At 70.6% G+C, this 17,790-nt stretch carries 20 protein-coding genes; 12 read left to right on the top strand and 8 right to left on the bottom strand.

Translation table 11 applies throughout. From position 1 onward, the window contains the following. Positions 1-590 precede the first annotated feature (590 nt). The gene (locus ABD235_RS31755) at positions 591-1,181 is read left to right on the top strand and encodes a TIGR03086 family metal-binding protein (RefSeq protein WP_344180879.1); all 591 of its coding nucleotides are present in this window, start codon (positions 591-593) and stop codon (positions 1,179-1,181) included. An 80-nt stretch (positions 1,182-1,261) separates the two neighbouring features. Here the strand turns inward: ABD235_RS31755 and ABD235_RS31750 are convergent, their stop codons facing one another. Further along, entirely contained in the window at positions 1,262-2,464 is a 1,203-nt protein-coding gene (locus tag ABD235_RS31750) for an FAD-dependent monooxygenase (RefSeq protein WP_344180877.1), read from the bottom strand. A gap of 101 nt (positions 2,465-2,565) precedes the next feature. On the opposite strand from ABD235_RS31750, the gene ABD235_RS31745 reads away from it, so the two are divergent. The 3 genes from ABD235_RS31745 to ABD235_RS31735 are packed head-to-tail and all read left to right on the top strand — an operon-like array spanning position 2,566 to position 5,061. Next, the gene (locus tag ABD235_RS31745; RefSeq protein WP_344180875.1) at positions 2,566-3,471 is read left to right on the top strand and encodes a GntR family transcriptional regulator; all 906 of its coding nucleotides are present in this window, start codon (positions 2,566-2,568) and stop codon (positions 3,469-3,471) included. Between the two features lie 30 nt (positions 3,472-3,501). Beyond that, the gene (locus tag ABD235_RS31740) at positions 3,502-4,377 is read left to right on the top strand and encodes a hypothetical protein (RefSeq protein ID WP_344181356.1); all 876 of its coding nucleotides are present in this window, start codon (positions 3,502-3,504) and stop codon (positions 4,375-4,377) included. Between the two features lie 9 nt (positions 4,378-4,386). Then, a complete protein-coding gene (locus ABD235_RS31735) occupies positions 4,387-5,061 on the top strand; it encodes an SDR family NAD(P)-dependent oxidoreductase (protein ID WP_344180873.1) in 675 nt (224 codons plus the stop codon). Here ABD235_RS31735 and ABD235_RS31730 read toward each other — a convergent pair. Further along, positions 5,058-5,825 (bottom strand): TetR/AcrR family transcriptional regulator, encoded by a 768-nt coding sequence (locus ABD235_RS31730; RefSeq protein WP_344180871.1) that lies wholly within the window; start codon positions 5,823-5,825, stop codon positions 5,058-5,060. The genes ABD235_RS31735 and ABD235_RS31730 overlap by 4 nt on opposite strands. Positions 5,826-5,927: 102 nt before the next feature. Between ABD235_RS31730 and ABD235_RS31725 the strand changes: the two genes are divergently transcribed. The 3 genes from ABD235_RS31725 (at position 5,928) to ABD235_RS31715 (ending at position 9,322) form a co-directional block, all read left to right on the top strand. Next, positions 5,928-6,881, top strand: coding sequence for an ATP-binding cassette domain-containing protein (locus ABD235_RS31725; protein WP_344180869.1), 954 nt, complete (start codon positions 5,928-5,930; stop codon positions 6,879-6,881). Next, positions 6,878-7,660 (top strand): ABC transporter permease, encoded by a 783-nt coding sequence (locus tag ABD235_RS31720; protein WP_344180867.1) that lies wholly within the window; start codon positions 6,878-6,880, stop codon positions 7,658-7,660. The genes ABD235_RS31725 and ABD235_RS31720 overlap by 4 nt, the downstream gene beginning before the upstream one ends. 210 nt (positions 7,661-7,870) lie before the next feature. Further along, positions 7,871-9,322, top strand: a complete 1,452-nt coding sequence (locus tag ABD235_RS31715; protein ID WP_344180866.1) for an LCP family protein — start codon at positions 7,871-7,873, stop codon at positions 9,320-9,322. Here ABD235_RS31715 and ABD235_RS31710 read toward each other — a convergent pair. After that, complete coding sequence (locus tag ABD235_RS31710) at positions 9,319-9,942, bottom strand: TetR/AcrR family transcriptional regulator (protein ID WP_344180864.1); 624 nt, start codon at positions 9,940-9,942, stop codon at positions 9,319-9,321. The genes ABD235_RS31715 and ABD235_RS31710 overlap by 4 nt on opposite strands. A gap of 70 nt (positions 9,943-10,012) precedes the next feature. On the opposite strand from ABD235_RS31710, the gene ABD235_RS31705 reads away from it, so the two are divergent. Beyond that, entirely contained in the window at positions 10,013-10,840 is an 828-nt protein-coding gene (locus ABD235_RS31705; RefSeq protein WP_344180863.1) for an SDR family NAD(P)-dependent oxidoreductase, read from the top strand. Here the strand turns inward: ABD235_RS31705 and ABD235_RS31700 are convergent. Both ABD235_RS31700 and ABD235_RS31695 read right to left on the bottom strand, forming a co-directional pair. Next, a complete protein-coding gene (locus ABD235_RS31700) occupies positions 10,833-11,207 on the bottom strand; it encodes a YciI family protein (RefSeq protein ID WP_344180861.1) in 375 nt (124 codons plus the stop codon). The two genes, ABD235_RS31705 and ABD235_RS31700, sit on opposite strands and share 8 nt — an antisense overlap. Positions 11,208-11,246: 39 nt before the next feature. Beyond that, entirely contained in the window at positions 11,247-11,450 is a 204-nt protein-coding gene (locus ABD235_RS31695; RefSeq protein WP_344180859.1) for a hypothetical protein, read from the bottom strand. Between the two features lie 49 nt (positions 11,451-11,499). Between ABD235_RS31695 and ABD235_RS31690 the strand changes: the two genes are divergently transcribed. The 3 genes from ABD235_RS31690 (at position 11,500) to ABD235_RS31680 (ending at position 14,071) form a co-directional block, all read left to right on the top strand. Continuing rightward, positions 11,500-12,756, top strand: a complete 1,257-nt coding sequence (locus tag ABD235_RS31690; protein WP_344180857.1) for an RNA polymerase sigma factor — start codon at positions 11,500-11,502, stop codon at positions 12,754-12,756. Between the two features lie 95 nt (positions 12,757-12,851). Continuing rightward, positions 12,852-13,628, top strand: coding sequence for an alpha/beta fold hydrolase (locus ABD235_RS31685; protein WP_344180855.1), 777 nt, complete (start codon positions 12,852-12,854; stop codon positions 13,626-13,628). After that, a complete protein-coding gene (locus ABD235_RS31680; RefSeq protein WP_344180853.1) occupies positions 13,625-14,071 on the top strand; it encodes a YdeI/OmpD-associated family protein in 447 nt (148 codons plus the stop codon). Before ABD235_RS31685 ends, ABD235_RS31680 begins: the two co-directional genes overlap by 4 nt. Positions 14,072-14,120: 49 nt before the next feature. Here ABD235_RS31680 and ABD235_RS31675 read toward each other — a convergent pair whose 3' ends face one another. From ABD235_RS31675 to ABD235_RS31665, 3 genes are all read right to left on the bottom strand, one after another. Beyond that, positions 14,121-14,747, bottom strand: a complete 627-nt coding sequence (locus ABD235_RS31675) for a superoxide dismutase (protein WP_344180851.1) — start codon at positions 14,745-14,747, stop codon at positions 14,121-14,123. A 176-nt stretch (positions 14,748-14,923) separates the two neighbouring features. After that, entirely contained in the window at positions 14,924-16,189 is a 1,266-nt protein-coding gene (locus tag ABD235_RS31670; protein ID WP_344180849.1) for an MFS transporter, read from the bottom strand. Positions 16,190-16,296: 107 nt separating this feature from the next. Next, positions 16,297-17,244, bottom strand: coding sequence for an NADP-dependent oxidoreductase (locus tag ABD235_RS31665; protein ID WP_344180847.1), 948 nt, complete (start codon positions 17,242-17,244; stop codon positions 16,297-16,299). Positions 17,245-17,356: 112 nt separating this feature from the next. On the opposite strand from ABD235_RS31665, the gene ABD235_RS31660 reads away from it, so the two are divergent. Next, a complete protein-coding gene (locus ABD235_RS31660) occupies positions 17,357-17,713 on the top strand; it encodes a winged helix-turn-helix transcriptional regulator (protein ID WP_344180845.1) in 357 nt (118 codons plus the stop codon). Positions 17,714-17,790: the final 77 nt, after the last annotated feature.

Here is a 17,790-nt window from a genome sequence, read left to right as displayed (position 1 = left end):
CCGGTGAGGTCGCTGGGGGCTGAGGCCGCTGCGGCCGGAAAAGCGTGGGGTGACGAGTAGCAGCCGCGTCGGCGTGGGCTGTGGGCGCCCACCGCCGGTCGCCTGTCGCCCAGCGCCTGGCGCCACGGCCCGGCGCCCACCGCCTGTCGCCCACCGCCTGTCGCCCGGCACCTGGCGCCACGGCCCGGCGCCCACCGCGCGGCGCCTGTCGCCCAGCGCCCACCGCGCGGCGCCTGTCGCCCACCGCCTGTCGCCCACGGCCTGTCGCCCAGCGCCTGGCGCCACGGCCCGGCGCCCACCGCCCAGTGTCTGTCGCCCAGCGCCCAGCGCCCACCGCGCGGCGCCTGTCGCCCACCGCCTGTCGCCCAGCGCGAGGGCGCCCACCGCCGACTGCCCAGCGCCTGTCGCCCACCGCCTTTCGCTCACCGCATTTCGCCCAGCGTCCGGCGCCCACCGCCTTTCGCCCGGCGCCCGGCGCCCGTCGTGTTCGCGTGCGTGCGGGTTAACCCGTGGATCTGTGCCCGGTTTCGGGTCGGCGGGTGGGGGCGGGCCTATGCTCGGTCAGGCAGGTCGACGGGGAGGGAGCGCGGATGGACATCCGGGATCTGGATCGGCGGGCTGGTGCGGTGCTCGGCGAGGTGGTGATGCAGGTTCGGGCCGAGCAGCTGTGGTTTCCGACGCCTTGCCCGGACTGGACGGTGCGGGGGTTGCTGCGGCACATCGTGAGTGAGAACGAGGGGTTCGCGGCCGCGGCGGCGAACGGGTCGGCTCCTGTGCAGACGTGGAACGGTGGTCGGCTGGGGGACAACCCGGCGGGTGCCTACCGGCGGTCCAACGTGAAGGTCGCGGAGGCGTTCGCCGACGGTGGCGCGCTGGACCGGCCGATCGAGGTGCGCGAGTTCGGGACGTTCCCGCGGCGGGTGGCGCTGACCTTCCACCAGCTCGACTGCGTGGTGCACGCGTGGGACCTGGCGCGGGCGATCGACGTACCGTACGACCCGCCGGTCGACATGGTCGAGATGGCGCTCAGCCTGGCCCGCCGGATTCCTGACACCGACGCCAGTCGCGGCCCCGGCGCCGCCTTCGAGCGCGCGGTCAAGGTCCCCGGCGACGCCGGCGACTTCGAGACCCTGCTCGCCCTCCTCGGCCGCAACCCCGACTGGGTCTCCCCGCTCGACTAGACCCCCAGCTGCACCATCGGCAGCGACTTCGAGCCCGCGCAGCGCCGCGGGCCGACGTGCTGCACCGCTGGTGACCGACATCATCCTCGGGCCGCAGTGAGCCCGGCGTAGTCCGCGAGCTCGATCGCGTCCGGCTGGGCCGCGGCGGCCTTGGCCAGTACGCCGCGGAACGGCCGGGACGTCATCGTCGCGGTCATCAGGTCGCGCGCGCGAATCCCGAGTGCGGTCCGCGGCATCGCCATCGCGATCCCACCCGGCGGGAGCGCGCTGCGCTGGACGACGTACTCGCGCATCACCCGCTGGTACGCCGCGAACGCCCGCCGATGGACGCCCTCGGCAACCAGTTCCCCGGCGAGAACGTACGCGCCGACCAGCGACATCGCCGTACCGTGGCCAGCCATCGGCGAGCCGCAGTACCCGGCGTCGCCGAGCAGCACGACCCGGCCGCGCGACCACTCCGGTACGACGACCCGGCTGGTGCTGTCGAAGTAGAAGTCGTCGGCGGCAACCATCCCGTCGAGAATCTCCCGGGCGTGCCAGCCCGCGCCCTGGAACGTCTTGTGCAGCAGGGCTTTCTGCTCGGACACGTCACGCCGGTTGTAGCGGATCACCGGCGAGCGGAAGCTCAGCAGCGCGCGAGCGAACCGCGGGTCGTGATCGGGGCGCAGGCCGACCCAGCGGCCGCCGGGCGCGGTGTGGATCTTCATCCAGCCGTCGAGGTCCTCGGGCGCCGGGATCGTGAAGTACGAGCCGTAGCCGCCGAGGTGGTGCACGAACTCCTCCTCCGGCCCGAACGCGAGCGCGCGGACCCGCGAGTGCACGCCGTCGGCTCCGACGACGAGATCGAAGTCCCGCGTCGCTCCGCCGGTGAACGACACCCGGACGCCGTCGTCCGACTGCGTCAGGCCGCTGATCGAGTCGCCGTACAGGTACTCGACGTCCGGCGTCGCCGCGAGCAGCACCTCGGAGAGGTCGCCGCGCAGGATCTCGATCTCGGCGACCGGGCCGGCGCCGTCGAGCAGCTCGGCGGGCAGTGCGGCCGCGCGCTTGCCGTTGGCGCGCACGTAGGCGAGCCCTTTCTCGTGCAGCTGCCGGGCCTTGACCGCCGGCATCACGCCCATCCGCTCGACGACGTCCCGCGCGACGCCGCGGACGTCGACGGTCTGGCCGCCGGGACGCGGTCCGGGGGCGAGCTCGACCACGGTCGGGGTGAAGCCAGCGCGCTGCAGCCAGTACGCGAGGGCCGGTCCGGCGATGCCGGCTCCGCTGATCAGTACCTTCATCGTGTTCTCCCAGAGGGTAGTGCGCTGTACGGTGTACGCAGCAAGATGCCCGACCGGTTGAGCTGACGTCCACGTGCACTAGGGCACTCGAGGGAGAACGCATGACAGCGCCGTACCAGCTGATCGCCGCCGGGATCAGGGCGCGGATCAGCACCGGGGAGCTCGGCCAGGGCGAGCGCGTGCCGTCGACGCGCGAGCTGATGCGCGAGTACGGCGTCGCGATGGCGACCGCGACGAAGGCGCTCACCACCCTGCAGCAGGAAGGCCTCGTGCACTCCCGGCCAGGCGTCGGCACGGTCGTCGGACCCGCGAAGCGGACGCCGGTCCGGGCGGACGAGCCGGCGCTGAGCCGCGAAGAGGTGGTCCGGGTGGCGATCACGCTCGCCGACGCGGACGGGCTGGCCGCGTTGTCGATGCGGCGGATCGCGAGTGAGCTGGGGGTGTCGACGATGGGCCTTTACCGGCACGTCGGCGGCAAGGACGCGCTGGTGCTGCAGATGGTCGACCGGGCGATCGCGGACTTCCCGTTCCCGCCGAGCGAACCAGCCGGCTGGCGTGAGGGGATCGAGACGGCCGCGCGGTTGCAGTGGGCGGCGTACCGGAAGCATCTGTGGTTGCCGGGCGCGATCACGATCGGGCGGCCGCAGTTGCTGCCGAGTCTGTTGTCGCACACGGACGCCGTACTGCGTGCGGTCGGCAGCTTCGGAGTCGATCCGAGTACGGCGATGTACGCGGCGATCACGGTCTTCGGGTACGTGCGTGGAGTCGCGCTGAACCTGGAGCCGGAGGCGCTGGCCGAGCAGGACACCGGGCTGACCGCCGACGAGTGGGCGGAGGGGCAGGCCGACCGCCTCGCTGCGGTGGCACAAGGGCTGGCCGGGTTCGAGGCACTGCTGGACGGGTTCGATTTCGACTTCGACCTGGAGCAGTTGTTCGAGTTCGGGTTGCAACTGGTGCTCGACGGGTTGGGTGTCCGCCTCGAAACAGTGCGCTCGCGGCTACGCTGAGTGTCGTTCGTCGACGGTCGGGAGGTGGCGATGGATCCGGTGTTCGCGCCGGGGGTGCCGAACGAGGTACGCCGGTTGTTCGAGCGCAGGCCCGAGCTGTTCGTGCCCGCCGGTCAACCGCGGCCGAAGCGGCGTACGTCGTGGTCGGAGGCGCCCGGCAACACGTTCGGCACGATGCTGGTCTGGCTCGCCGTCTGCGTCGGCGGGTGGATCCTCGCGGTGATCGTGCTGGCGATCACGCTGCCGACCGCGGCCGCGGCCTGGGTCTCGCTCGCGCTGGCCGTGCTCGCGGTGGTCGCGACGGGCGGCATCGCCGTCCGGTCCGCGGTCGAGGACCGCGGGCGCAAGCAGGTCCGGATGCAGCACGGGAAGTACCTGCTGGCCGAGGACTTCGACGAGCCGTCGGCCAAGTTGCTCGGCCGGGCGCAGCGCGCGGTGAAAACGGTGCTCGAGGCAACGGTCACCCGGCGCGGCATGCTCGACGAGATGCAGAACGAGCTGGTCCTGCCCGAGCAGCTGTGGGACATCGGTCAGGTCCTGCACGAGCAGTCGGTGCTCCGGGCGCGGCAGCAGGAGGTCGCGCGCGGGATGGCGACGGCCGAGCTGGACGCCGTACTCGGTCCTCAGCGTCGTGCGCTGTCGCGCTCGGTCGACGCGATCAGGCGGAAGGTCGAGCTGCTCGAGCAGTACGCCGGACGTGTGCGCTCCGCCGATGCCGCGCTGCGTGCGGAGGCGGCGCTGGAGGACGGCGACCGCTACATCGAGCTGCTGGCCCGCACCGAGCCGGCCGGCGACACCGCCGTCGTCCAGGGCTTCGCCGACGAGGCCGCGGCGCTCAAGGACACCTTCACCCGATCCATCAAGGCGGCCCGAGACGCCGGCCGCACGCTGGCGCTGCCCGAGTAGGCTGTCGAGATGACGCGCACTGTGATTGTTGCCGGGGGCACCGGTGGGTTGGGTGGAGCGGTCACCGCCGAGCTGCTCGAGGGCGGTTGGCGGGTCGTCGTACCGGGTCGTGGTGAGCAGTCGCTGGCCGCGCTCGGGACACACGAGGCTCTGGCCCCGATCATCGCCGACCTCTCCGACCCGGCCGGCGCGGCGGACGTCGTCGCGTTGGCGACCTCCGACGAGAGCGCCCCGCTGCACGCGCTGGTCAACCTCGTCGGCGGCTTCGCCTCCGGCAAGCGCGTGCACGAGACCCCGGTCGAGGACTTCGAGCGCCAGCTCGCGGTCAACCTCCGCCCGCTGTACCTGATCACCCAGGCGGCGGTCCCGCACCTGATCGCCAACGGCGGCGGCGCGATCGTCTGTACGTCGAGCCAGAGCGCGCTCAAGCCCTTCCCCGGCGCGGCCGGTTACATCACCTCGAAGGCCGGCGTGATCGCCTTCGCCGACGCCCTGGCCGTCGAGTACGCCGCCGACCACATCCGGGTCAACACGATCCTCCCCGGCACCATCGACACCCCGACCAACCGCCAGGCCCGGCCGAACGCCGACACCAGCAACTGGACCCCGCCCAGCCGGATCGCCACCGCGATCCGCTTCCTGATCGACTCCGACGCGATCACCGGAGCGCACATTCCGGTCTAGCGCTGGTCGATCAGCAACTGGATGCCGTCCAGGATCCGATCCAGCCCGAACCGGAACGCGTGGTCGGCGTCCATCGCGGCCTGGAACTCCTCTCCGGTGGCCGTCCCGACGCGCCCAGCCACCGGGAACCGATCGGCCAGCCCCGCCATGTACCGATCGAGCAGCGGACCCGTCGTGAGCCACCACTCCTGATCCGTCAGCCCGCTCTCGCGCTGGGTCCGCAGGTGCTCGGCGGCCGCCCGCGCGGTCCCCTGCACATGGGTCAGGATCAGCGCCAGCGCCGAGTCCATCTCCACGTCGCCCAGCCCGAGCCCGTCCAGCGGCCGTAGCTCGGCCTCGTACTTGAACGTGATGTTCGGCCCGAGCGCGCTCCGGACGGCGGTAACCTCGTGGATCCAGGGGTGCGCCATCAGCACCTCCCAGTTCCGCCGTGCGACGAACTCCATCCCGGCCCGCCACCCGCCGGGCTGCTGAGCCGGCTCGTCGACGTCGGCGTACAGGTCGGCGTACACGGTGTCGAACATCAGGTCGGTCAGCTCGCCCTTGCCCGGGACGTGCGTGTAGAGCGACATCGTCCCCGCCTTCAGCTGCTCGGCGACCTGGCGCATCGAGACCGACTCCAGCCCGTGGGCGTCGGCCAGCTGGATCGCGGCGTCGACGATCGCGCGGACGGTCAGCCCGGAGCGGCCGGGCTTGCTGTGACTGCCCCAGAGCAGGGCCAGACTGCGCGCCGGATCAGGCGCCGCGGACTTCTTTCCACTCACCGGGAACAAACTCCAACCGCTCGTCGTTGACCCGATCGTACCGGAGCCGTACGGTGTACGGTACGCCGTACTGAAGTGTACGAACCGAAGAACGAGGTGGAAGTGGCTGCAGAACGCGTGATCGTCGCGGACGACGTGCGCAAGAACTACCCCGGCGGCACCGAGGGGGCGGGCCTGAACGGGTTCGACCTCGAGGTGACGGCCGGGTCGGTGGTGGGACTGCTGGGGCCGAACGGCGCCGGCAAGACCACCGCGGTCCGGATCCTGTCCACCCTGCTCGAGCTGGACTCCGGCCGGGCGAGCGTCGCCGGGTACGACGTCCGCCGGCAGGGCCAGGAAGTCAGAAAGCGGATCGGACTCGTCGGCCAGTACGCCGCGGTCGACGAGATCCTCACCGGCCGGCAGAACCTGGTGCTGTTCGGCCGGCTCAACCACCTGTCCCGCAAGGCGGCCCGCAGCAGGGCCGACGAGCTGCTCGAAAGGTTCTCCCTGCAAGGCGCCGCGGACCAGGCCGCGAGCAAGTACTCGGGCGGCATGCGCAGAAGGCTCGATCTGGCCGCCAGCCTGATCGTCGCCCCGGCACTGCTGTTCGTCGACGAACCGACCACTGGCCTGGACCCGGCTGGCCGGCGCGAGGTCTGGTCCGCCGTCCGGGACCTCGTGAAGTCCGGTACGACGGTGCTGCTGACCACGCAGTACCTGGAGGAGGCCGACCAGCTCGCCGACCGGATCTCGATGCTCAAGGACGGACGAGTCGTTGCCGAAGGCACCCCGGACCAGCTGAAGGCCCAGCTCGGCGGCGACTGGCTCGACCTCGTCCTGACCGACCCGGCGGACGTGCCGAAGGTCCGCTCGCTGGTCGACCGGTATGCCGACGGAGAGGTCCGGGTCGACGACCTGACCGTCAGCGTCCCGGTGCGGGACCGCACGAAGGCGCTGGTGGAAGTCGCCACCGCGCTGCACGCCGTACAGATCGAACCGGAGGACATCACGCTGAGACGACCGACGCTGGACGAAGTGTTCCTGCACCTGACCGGAGCGGGGGTGGCCGCATGAGGTGGGCGCTGGCCGACGGGTGGACGATCGCCCTGCGCACGTTGACGCACTGGCGGATGCAGCCCGGGGTGGTGATCTTCGGGTGGTTCTTCCCGGTGCTGATGCTGCTGATGTTCGGCGCGTTGCTCGGGGGAGCGATGGAGATGCCGGGCGGGACGTCGTACTACGAACTGCTGGTGCCGGGGATCTTCGCGCTGTCGATGCTCTTCGGGCTGGAGGGCACGATGACCGCGATCACAACCGACGCGGCGAAGGGGGTGACGGACCGGTTCCGGTCGCTGCCGATGAGCTCGGCGGCCGTCGTCCTGGGTCGGTGCATCGCGGACATGCTCGACTCGGTGGTCACGCTGATCGTGCTGGCCGCGACCGGGCTCGCGCTCGGGTGGCGGTGGCACGGGTCGCTGCTGGAGGCGTTGGCGGCGTTCGGGCTGCTTCTGCTGCTGCGATTCGCGCTGCTCTGGGTCGGGATCTTCATCGGGCTGTCGGTCCGCAACGCGCAGTCGGTGACCGCGATCCAGGTCGCGGTCTGGCCGGTCGGGTTCCTGTCCAGCGCCTTCGTGAACACGGCGACGATGCCGGACTGGCTCGGCGCGGTCGCGCAGTGGAACCCGATGTCGTCCACGGCGACCGCGGCCCGCGCGCTGTTCGACAACCCGGGTGGCTCGGCCGGGTCGTGGATCGGTGAGCACGCGCTGGCCGGCGCGGTGATCTGGCCGCTACTCCTGGTGGTCGTCTTCCTGCCGCTGTCGGCCCGCAAGTTCCGGAACCTGTCCCGCTAAACCGTCGCGGGTGGCGCGTGAGCCAGTAGACTTTGCATCGAGGTAAACCGATCGATCCCGCCCAACGTCTGACCAAGTGTGCGGCTTGGGTACCTGCTTCCCAGGCCACGGGGCATCGACAGGGGAACCATGGGTCGTCGTTCACGCGCCACCCGCGCGCAGGGGACAGGGACCGGCACGCCCGACGGGCGGCACAGCCGGGCCAGAACCGTGCCCCGATCACTCGGTCTGACGCTGATCAGCGCGCTCCTGCCCGGAAGCGGGCTGATCCTCGGCGGCCGTCGCCGGATCGGCGCGTTCGTGCTCACGCTGACCCTCGGACTGATCGGCTTCGGCCTGTACGTCGGGTTCTGGCGCCGCGACGACGTCGTCGAGTCCAGCGTCGTCCCGAACCGGCTGCTCGGGGCCGCGATCGCGATCGGCGCGCTCGCGCTCGGCTGGGTGATCGTGATCGTCGCCTCGCACCGGTTGTTGCGCCCGGCAACGGGTGGGCCGGCCGGCCGGGCCACCGGGGCGGTCTTCGTCGGGCTGCTCTGCTTCGCGATCACCGCGCCGGCGGCGGTCGGCGTACAGAGTGTGCTCGCGCAGCGCGATCTGGTCACCAACGTGTTCGTCTCGCAGGGCGACAGCAAGAGCGCGACGCGGCCCGAGACGGTGAACGTGAAGGACCCGTGGGAGGACAAGCCGCGGCTCAACCTGCTGCTGCTCGGTGGTGACGACGGCAAGGGACGGGTCGGCGTACGGACCGACACCGTGATCGTCGCGAGCATCGACACCAGGACCGGGGACACCGCGCTGATCTCGCTGCCGCGGCAGCTGACGTTCATGCCGTTCCCGAAGGACTCGCCGCTGCACAAGTTCTACCCGAACGGCTTCGGCAAGGAAGGGCTCAGCCTGACCGGCCGGCTGGAGTGGATGCTGACGGCGATGTACCAGAACATCCCCGAAGCGCATCCGGGAATCCTCGGTCCGTCCGACAACGAGGGCGCCGACGTGGTCAAGCAGTCCGTCGGCGAGGCGACCGGGCTCGACATCGACTACTACCTGCAGGTGAACCTGCAGGGCTTCGACCAGATCGTCGACGCGCTCGGCGGGATCACCGTGAACGTCAACGAGCGGGTCGCGATGGGTGGCATCAGCAGCTCGCACATCCCGCCCGGCCAGTGGCTCGAGCCCGGCCCGAACCAGCACCTGGACGGCTTCAAGGCGCTGTGGTTCGCCCGCGGCCGGTACGGCGCCGACGACGACCAGCGCCAGATCCGCCAGCGCTGCGCGATCAAGGGCATCGTCGACGCCGCCGACCCGAAGACGCTGGCCACGAAGTACCAGGCGATCGCGAAGGCCGGCAGGAACCTGCTCCGGACCGACATCCCGCAGGAACTGCTGCCGGCACTGGTCCAGCTCGCGCTGAAGGTGAAGTCCGGGACGGTGTCGAACGTCGCGCTGGACCAGTCGAAGCTGAAGCTGAAGTACCTGCACCCCGACTACGACGGCCTGCGCGAGACGATCGAGAAGGCCCTCGACCACGAGCCGGTCGCCACGACGCAGCCGCCGACCACTCCGCCGACCGGCAAGCTCAACCGGCCGGCCACGCCGCCGCCTGGCCCGACCGAGGATCTTCGCGACGCCTGCGCCTACCACCCGACGGGCGACGTGCCTTAGTCCTCTGCAGGGATGGGGATCGGGCGGCCGAAGAGGGCTTCGCCGACGGTGGCGAGGTGGGGCAGCAGGTCCTGCTCGGTCGCCTTGGCCAGCGTCGGCGTGCCGACGGCGGTGCGGAGAATGCCGATGCCGAGCAGCCAGGCGGCGAACAGCTCGGTCCGCAGCTCGGCGTCATCGTTGCCGTCGGCAAGTTCTTTGAGGACGCCGAGGTAGCCGTTGCAGACCTGCTCGCGGACGCGGTCGCGCATGTCCTCGTGACCCGCTGAGCGGAGCATCGCGATCAGCGGATGCTCGCCGGCGTACTCGGCCCAGTCCTCGAAGACGAGGTCGCGCAGGAGCTTCGCGGGGAGCTCGTCGACCGGGCCGTCGGGCAGGACGACGGGCGCGGACGAGGTCGCCATCGCCTCGGTGAACAGCTTCGACTTCGAGCCGAAGTAGCGGAACACCAGCGCCGGGTCGACGCCCACGTCCCCGGCCACGTCGCGCACGCTCGCGCCGTCGTACCCGTCTCTCGCGAAGCGGACGCGGGCGCAGTCCAGCAGTCGCGCGCGGGTCGCCTCACGGTCGCGTTTGTGCGCCATCCGGTCCTCCGACGGGGTCAAGTCATCGATCGTTGACATGGTAGCGCGGGAGTGTCTAGTCTCATGGCCAGGTAAGTCATCGATCGATGACTTAGGGATGGAGGCTGGGATGAAGAACGTCGTGGTGGCCGGCGGGACGACCGGGATGGGCCGCGTGATCGCACTGCACCACCTGCGGCAGGGCGCCCGGGTGACGGTGATCGGCAGTACGCCGGCGCGCGGCGAGCAGTTCCTCGCCGACGCGGTCGCGCTGGGGGCGGGGGAGCGGGCCGGGTTCGTCCGCGCGGATCTGCGCTCGGTGGCGGAGAACCACCGGGTCGTGGAGGAGATCGAGGCGCGTCACGATGCGCTGGACGGCTTGGTGCTGACTCAGCTGATGCCGTTCGTGAAGCGGCACGAGACGGTCGACGGGTTCGAGGGGGTGTTCTCGCTGTACTACGTGAGCCGGTTCATCCTGAGCTACCGGCTGACCGAGCTGCTCGAACGCGGAGACACCCCGATGGTCGTCAGCGTGGGCGCGACCGGCCTCACGAAGGGCGCGGTGAACTGGGCCGACCCGCAGTTCACTTCGCAGTACGGGATGGTGAAGGCGATGGTCAGCGCCGGCCGGGCCAACGACCTGCTCGGCGTGCACTACGTGCAGAACCACCCGGACGGGCGGACGAAGTACCTGCAGCTGCGCCCGTCGTACACCAACAGCGGCACCAACCACCTGCCGCAGCCCCATCGGACGCTGGCTCGGGCGCTCGGCAAGGTCTTCGCCAAGTCCCCCGAGGACAGCATCCGCGGCACCATCGCCCTGATGGACGACCAGCCCGCCGAGCGCCTCATCCTGCGCGCACTCGACAAGCCGGTCGATCCGTCGCTGCCGACCTTCGATCCCGCGGACGCCCAGCGACTCTACGAGCTGACCAAGGGCGTACTGACGGTCAGTTGAACAGGTCCGAGTCCGGGCCGAAGTCGGCCTCGTCGACGACCCGCCGGACCTCGACCTCGTCGTCCAGAGCCTCGGCAAGCCGCGCGGCCCACTCGATCGCCTCGTCCTTGCTGCGCACGTCGACGATGATGATGCCGCCGATCAGCTCCTTGGTCTCGGCGAACGGCCCGTCGGTGACCGTGCGCTTGCCCCCGCTCACCTTCACCCGCGCGCCAAGCGCACTGCGGTGCACCCCCTCAGCCACCAGCAGCACACCGGCCTTGGACAGATCCTCGACCAGCGCGCCGACATTCGCGGCCACCTCGTCACTCACCATCCGCCCGGCCTCGCTGGCTTCGTCGGCCTTGTTGATGATCATGAAACGCATCTGCTGCCACTCCCTCGTTCGTCGGACGATCACTTACTCTCACGTCGACCGGGTCACCAACAGATCGACACACCCGTACAAAACATTTCCGGTACGCCGGTACGCCGGTGAAGCGGGCCGCGGGTTGCCGGTCGGTTCATCGGCGAACAGGATCCGCAGGCGGGCAGGCGAGAGCCCGTCGTACCGGCGAGCCCGCCGTACCGGCAAGCCCGTCGTACCGGCGAGCCCGTCGTGCCCGCTCACCCGGCGTACCGGCTTGCTCTGACCCTGTGGGTGCTGTTCTATCGGTCGGGTGACGGTGACGGACACGCACGGGGCGATTGACGCGGTCTGGCGGATCGAGTCGGCCAGGATCGTGGCGGGGGTGGCGCGGATCGTGCGCGACGTCGGGCTGGCCGAGGAGTTGGCGCAGGACGCGCTGGTCGCGGCGCTCGAGCAGTGGCCGGAGTCCGGCGTGCCGCGGAACCCCGGCGCCTGGTTGATGGCGATCGCCAAACGCCGCGCGATCGACCTGATCCGGCGCAAGGAGACCTACCAGCGCAAGCTCGCCGAGATGGGGCACGAGCTGGAGATCGACGGTGAGTCGGTCGAGGACGACGTCGAGGCGATCCTCGAGGACACCATCGAGGACGACCTGCTGCGGCTGGTGTTCACCGCGTGCCACCCGGTGATCACCACCGACGCGCGGGTCAGCCTGACGCTGCGGCTGCTCGGCGGGCTGAAGACCGACGAGATCGCCCGCGCGTTCCTGGCGCCCGAGGCAACGATCGCGCAGCGGATCGTCCGCGCGAAGAAGAACCTGGCCAAAGCCGAGGTCGGCTTCGAGGTCCCGACCGGCGACGAGCTGTTGAGCCGCCTCGGATCCGTGCTCGAGGTCGTCTACCTGATCTACAACGAGGGCTACTCCGCGACCGCGGGCGACGACTGGATGCGCCCGACGCTGTGCAACGAGGCGATCCGGCTCGGCCGGCTGCTCGCCCAGCTGATGCCGCAGGAGCCCGAGGTGCACGGCCTGCTCGCATTGATGGAGCTGCAGTCGTCGCGTTCCAAGGCCCGCGTCGGTCCGAACGGTGAGCCGGTGCTGCTGCTGGACCAGGACCGCCGCCGCTGGGACCGCCTGCTGATCCGCCGCGGCCTGGAGAGCATCGACCGCGCTTGGGCCCTGGGCGGTGAGCCCGGTCCGTACCTGTTGCAGGCAGCCATCGCCGCCTGTCATGCGCGAGCCGCCGAGGCCGACGACACCGACTGGGCGCGGATCGCCGGCCTGTACGCCGTACTGGCTGCTGTCGTGCCGTCGCCCGTCGTCGAGCTGAACCGCGCGGTCGCGATCTCGATGGCGTTCGGGCCGGAGAACGGGCTGATCGCGGTGGACGCGCTGCTCGACGAGCCGGCGCTGAAGGACTACCACCTGCTGCCGAGCGTGCGAGGCGATCTACTGTTCAAGCTCGGGCGGCTGGAGGAGGCGCGCGCGGAGTTCGAGCGGGCCGCCTCGCTGACCCGGAACGAGCGGGAGCGAGCGCTGCTGCTGGACCGCGCCGCCGCCTGCTGAAACTTTCTCCGGGATCGTGTCGATCTCGGGCCGACGTGTTCGACGCAGTGGTGTGAGGCCGAGATCGCGGCCCGATGAGCGCTAGGAGAACACCCATGGACAAGGTCACCTCGGCCGACGGTACGACGATCGCCTACGACCGGCTCGGCGCGGGATCCGCGGTGGTTCTGGTTTGCGGAGGCTCGGTCGACCGGATGTCGAACGCGCCGCTGGCCGCGCTGCTGGCGGAGAACTTCACCGTGTACAACTACGACCGCCGCGGCCGCGGCGACTCCGGCGACGCGGCCGAGTACGCCGTCGAGCGGGAGTTCGAGGACCTCGACGCGATCTTCGCGGCGGCCGGCGGATCGGCGTGCTTGTACGGTACGTCGTCCGGCGCGGCGCTGGCGTTGCTGGCGACGGCGTCCGGGCGGCCGGTCTCGCGGCTGGCGCTGTGGGAGCCGCCGTACATCCTCGAAGGCGGCCGGCCGCGGCCGCCCGCGAACACCGCCGAGATCTTCCGGGACTTCGTCGCGGCCGGGCGGCGGGACGCGGCGGCGGAGTACTTCATGGCCGAGATCGTGGGGCTGCCGCCGGAGTTCGTGGAGATGGCGAAGGCGTCGCCGTGGTGGCCGGCGCAGGAGGCGATCGCGCACACGCTCGCGTACGACGCGACGGTGATGGGCGACTACTCGGTATCGGTCGACGCGGTCGCCAAGGTGAGCGTGCCGACGCGGGTGCTCACCGGCGGGGCGTCGTGGCAGTGGATGGTCGACGGCAACCAGGCGGTCGTCGCCGGGCTGTCGGACGGCAGTCACCGTACGCTCGACGGGCAGGAGCACAACGTCGACCCGGCCGTGATGGCTGCCGCGCTGAAGGAGTTCTTCGGATGAAGTTCCGGACGGTCCTGATCGGGACGACGAAGGTCGGCATCGAGGTGCCGCCGGAGATCGTCCAGTCCTTCGGCGCAGGCAAGAAGCCGGCCGTGCAGGTGACGATCGGCAGCCACACCTACCGCAGCACGGTCGCGGTGATGGGCGGCGCGTACATGGTCGGCGTCAGCGCCGAGAACCGGGCCGCCGCGGGCGTTCAAGGTGGTGACGAGGTCGAGGTCACGCTGGAGCTGGACACAGCACCCCGCGAGGTCGCCGTACCAGCAGACTTCGCCGAAGCTCTGGCGGCCAGCCCGAAGGCCAAGACCTTCTTCGAGACACTCTCCTACAGTCAACGCCGCTGGTTCGTCCTCGGCATCGAAGAGGCCAAGAAACCGGAAACCCGCGCCAACCGCATCGAGAAAGCGGTCGACCGACTGGCGTCGGGGCGCGGGCAGAGATGACCTGCGGTGCGTCCGGAGCCGTGTGCTCCGGACGCTGCAGGTGTTTCGGCTAGCCGACGGTGATCAGGCCGCCGGCGTTGGTGCGGGCGGCGTCGAAGCGGGCCTGGGCGTCGGCCCAGTTCACCACGTTCCACCACGCCTTGACGTAGTCCGGCTTGACGTTCTTGTACTGCAGGTAGAAGGCGTGCTCCCACATGTCCAGCATCACCAGCGGGATCTGGCCGGCCGGCAGGTTGCCCTGCTGGTCGTACAGTTGGTGGATCAGCAGCTGACCCTGCAGCGCGTCCCAGCCGAGGATGGCCCAGCCGGACCCCTGGATGGTGGTCGCCGCCGCGGTGAAGTGCGCCTGGAACGCGTCGAACGAGCCGAACGACTCGTCGATCGCGGCCGCCAGCTCACCGTCCGGCTTGTCGCCACCCTCCGGGGACAGGTTCTTCCAGAAGATCGAGTGGTTGACGTGCCCGCCCAGGTTGAAGGCGAGGGTCTTCTCCAGCCCGACGATCGAACCGAAGTCACCGCTCTCGCGGGCCGCGGCCAGCTTCTCGAGCGTGTCGTTCAGACCCTTCACGTAGGTCGCGTGGTGCTTGGAGTGGTGCAGCTCCATGATCTCCCCGGCGATGTGCGGCGCCAGTGCGCCGTAGTCGTAGGAAAGGTCGGGAAGCGTGTACGTGGTCAACTCTGCTCCTTCGTCAGGGCCCGCGCGGGGGCCGGTATTCCGATGTCCTGTGGCAGCTACACCAGCTTGAAACTTCAACCACGGTTGAGGTCAAGTCACCACGCGGGGCGGCGTGATTCCTTCACCTGTGCCCGGTGCGCAGCCGTTCACACAGGACGCGCCGGTCGCCTCCAGCTTCACATACTCCGGCCGCGCACCCACGCCGGAGGTCTCCCAGTCTCATCACAGCCCTCCGCGTCAGAGCCGCCACCTCTCGAACCACCCTCCGCAGCCCGGTCCTCACCTACCACCGCCAGACACCGAGCCAGTACGACGGGAGCCGCGCCCGCCACCACCACCGCGAGCGCTCCCGGGATCAGCAGCGCGACCGGCAGCCCGGCCTGCCCGGCGACAGCCCCGATCAGCGCGGGCCCGACCAGCCCACCGCCGTAGCTGATCGTCGTCACTGTCGACAGCCGCCGCCCAGACGCCCCGGAGCTGCCGAGCGCGCTCACCACCACCGGCCACACGACCGCCATTCCGGCGCCGGCCAGGATCCACCCAGCCATCGCCGTACCGACGCGAGCGGTCCCGATCACGCTCGCCAGCAGCACCAGCCCGTAGCCGAGCGTCGCCGTTGCCCCGGCGTACCGGATGGTCGCCGTCGCCCCGAGCCGGGCCCGTACCGGATCGCCGATGAACCGCACGACCGTCATCGCGACGAAGAAGGCGGTGTAGACGAGCGACCCGACCGCCGGATCGGCACCCAGCACCCGGGTCGCGTGAACGCCGGCCCAGTCCGTCGCCGCGCCTTCGGTCAGGAGCGCCGCCGCCCCGACGACCCCGAGGCCCACCACCAGACCGACCTGGCGCCGCTCGGCCGGCTCGTCGCTTTGCAGCTCAGCCTCCGATCCGTCGTGCGCTCGGCTCGTGCTCGGCAGGTTTCGACTGATCGCAACACCCGCGACCACCAGCACGGTTGCGAAGAGCACCAGCACCAGCTGCACGCTCAACCCAGCCTGAAGCCCCGCGGTCACCAGCGCCCCGCCGAGCACAGCCCCCAACGTCCACGTCCCATGCATCCCGGCCATCACCGGCCGTCCACTCGCGCGCTCGACCTCCACCGCCTGCAGGCTCAGCGCCACATTCAGCCCACCCGACAACACCCCGAACACGATCGCCGTACCGATCAGCACCTCACCCGAGGGTGCCGCCGCGAACAACACCGGCGCCGGCGCGGCCGCCCGTAGCGTCCACACCAGCAACCGGCGCGCGCCCCACCGATCAGCCGCCCGCCCGGCCAGCGGCATCGCGACCAAAGCGCCAACGGCCAAAGCCATCAGCAGTACGCCGAGCCGCCCGGCCCCCAGATCGAGCCGGGCGTCGGTCGCCGGCAGCGTCGCCCCCCACGCCGCATTCAGTACGCCGGTCAGCCCGTAGCAGCTCGCGATCCGAAGTCTCATGCCTCGACCATCGGCCGGAGAGCCGCCCGGACTCCAACACCTGTTCGGCGCTCATTCACACACCCACGGTGTAAGTCGCCCGAGCAGCGCCGCCGCGACTCTCGCGGCTAGTTGATCGTGTCGAGCACCAGCTTCCCCCTCGTCCGCCCCGACGCCATCCGCTGCTGCGCCTCGGCGGCCTCCGCGAGCGGGTACACCTGCTCGACCTCCACCTTCACCGCCCCGGCCTCGACCAGCCGCGCGATCTCCCCGAGCGCGTGCCCGTCCGGCTCGACCAGGAAGCCAGTGGCATGCACCCCAGCAGCCCGCGCCTTCTCGACCAAGTCCGCCGACGTCCCAGACGGTACGGCGACCAACCGCCCACCCGGCTTCAGCACCTTGATCGCCTGATCCAGCGTCGTCTCGCTCCCGATCAGATCGACCACCACATCCAGCTCCGACACGACCTCATCAACCGCAGTGCTCTGGTAGTCGACCAGTTCATCCGCGCCGAGCCCGCGCAGCCACTCGTGCTTCCCGGCGCTCGCCGTACCGACGACGTACGCCCCGAGGTGCTTCGCGAACTGCACCGCCAGATGCCCGACGCCACCCGCGGCCGCCGTGATCAGCACCCGCTGACCCGCCTCGACGTGCGCGGCCGCGGTGAGGATCTGCCACGCGGTCAGCCCGGCCAGCGGCAGCGCCGCCGCCTCGGCGTACGACAAGTTCGCCGGCTTGCGCGCGAACTGCCGCGACGGCGCGGTGACGTACTCGGCGTACGCCGACGCCGCCCGCGGGAACCACGGCATCCCGTAGACCTCGTCGCCGACCTCCAGCGTGTGCACCCCGTGCCCGACCTGCTCGACGACGCCCGCGACGTCCCACCCGAGCACGAACGGCGGCTTGCCGAGTACGCCGGCCATCCCGCTGCCCTCGCGGGTCTTGTGGTCGACCGGGTTCACCCCGGCCGCGTGCACCCGTACGAGCACCTCGGTCGGCAACGGCTCCGGCCGCTCCACCTCGACGAGCCGCAGCACCTCCGGCCCACCGAACTCGTCCTGGCTGATCGCCCTCATCCCGCTCCTTCCACCGTCCTGGTTCCTGACGCCGGAAGCTATCTTCTGGACCGTACTTTCCCGCAAGGACTGCTACTATCCATCGGGAAGTACTACCGCGACGGAGGGTTCGATGACCGCCAGCTGTGCCACCGGCCAGCACGACAAGCACGACGTGTACGCCGCCCAGTGCCCGTGCCGCGACGTCCTCGACCTGCTCGCGAACAAGTGGGCCGCCCTCGCGATCGGTGCCCTCGAGTCCGGCCCGCTCCGCTTCGGCGAGCTCCAGCGCCGCCTCGAAGGCATCAGCCCCAAGGTCCTCACCCAGACCCTGCGCCGCCTGGAGGACGCCGGCTTCCTGCACCGCGAGATCTTCCCCGCCGTACCGCTCCACGTCGAGTACTCCCTGACCGACCTCGGCCACAGCGTCTCCGTCCCGCTGGCTTCCCTCCGCACCTGGGTCGAGTCCCACCTCCACGAGATCACCTAGTCCGAACGCCCGGGCGGCGCTCCGGAGGCGCTGGGTGGTCGGTCGGTGACGCGTGGCGCGAGCACGCGGTGGGGGCT

The sequence above is a fragment of the Kribbella lupini genome (assembly GCF_039529595.1).
Classification (GTDB): Bacteria; Actinomycetota; Actinomycetes; order Propionibacteriales; family Kribbellaceae; genus Kribbella; species Kribbella lupini.
This window is presented reverse-complemented; position numbering and strand designations above follow the sequence as displayed.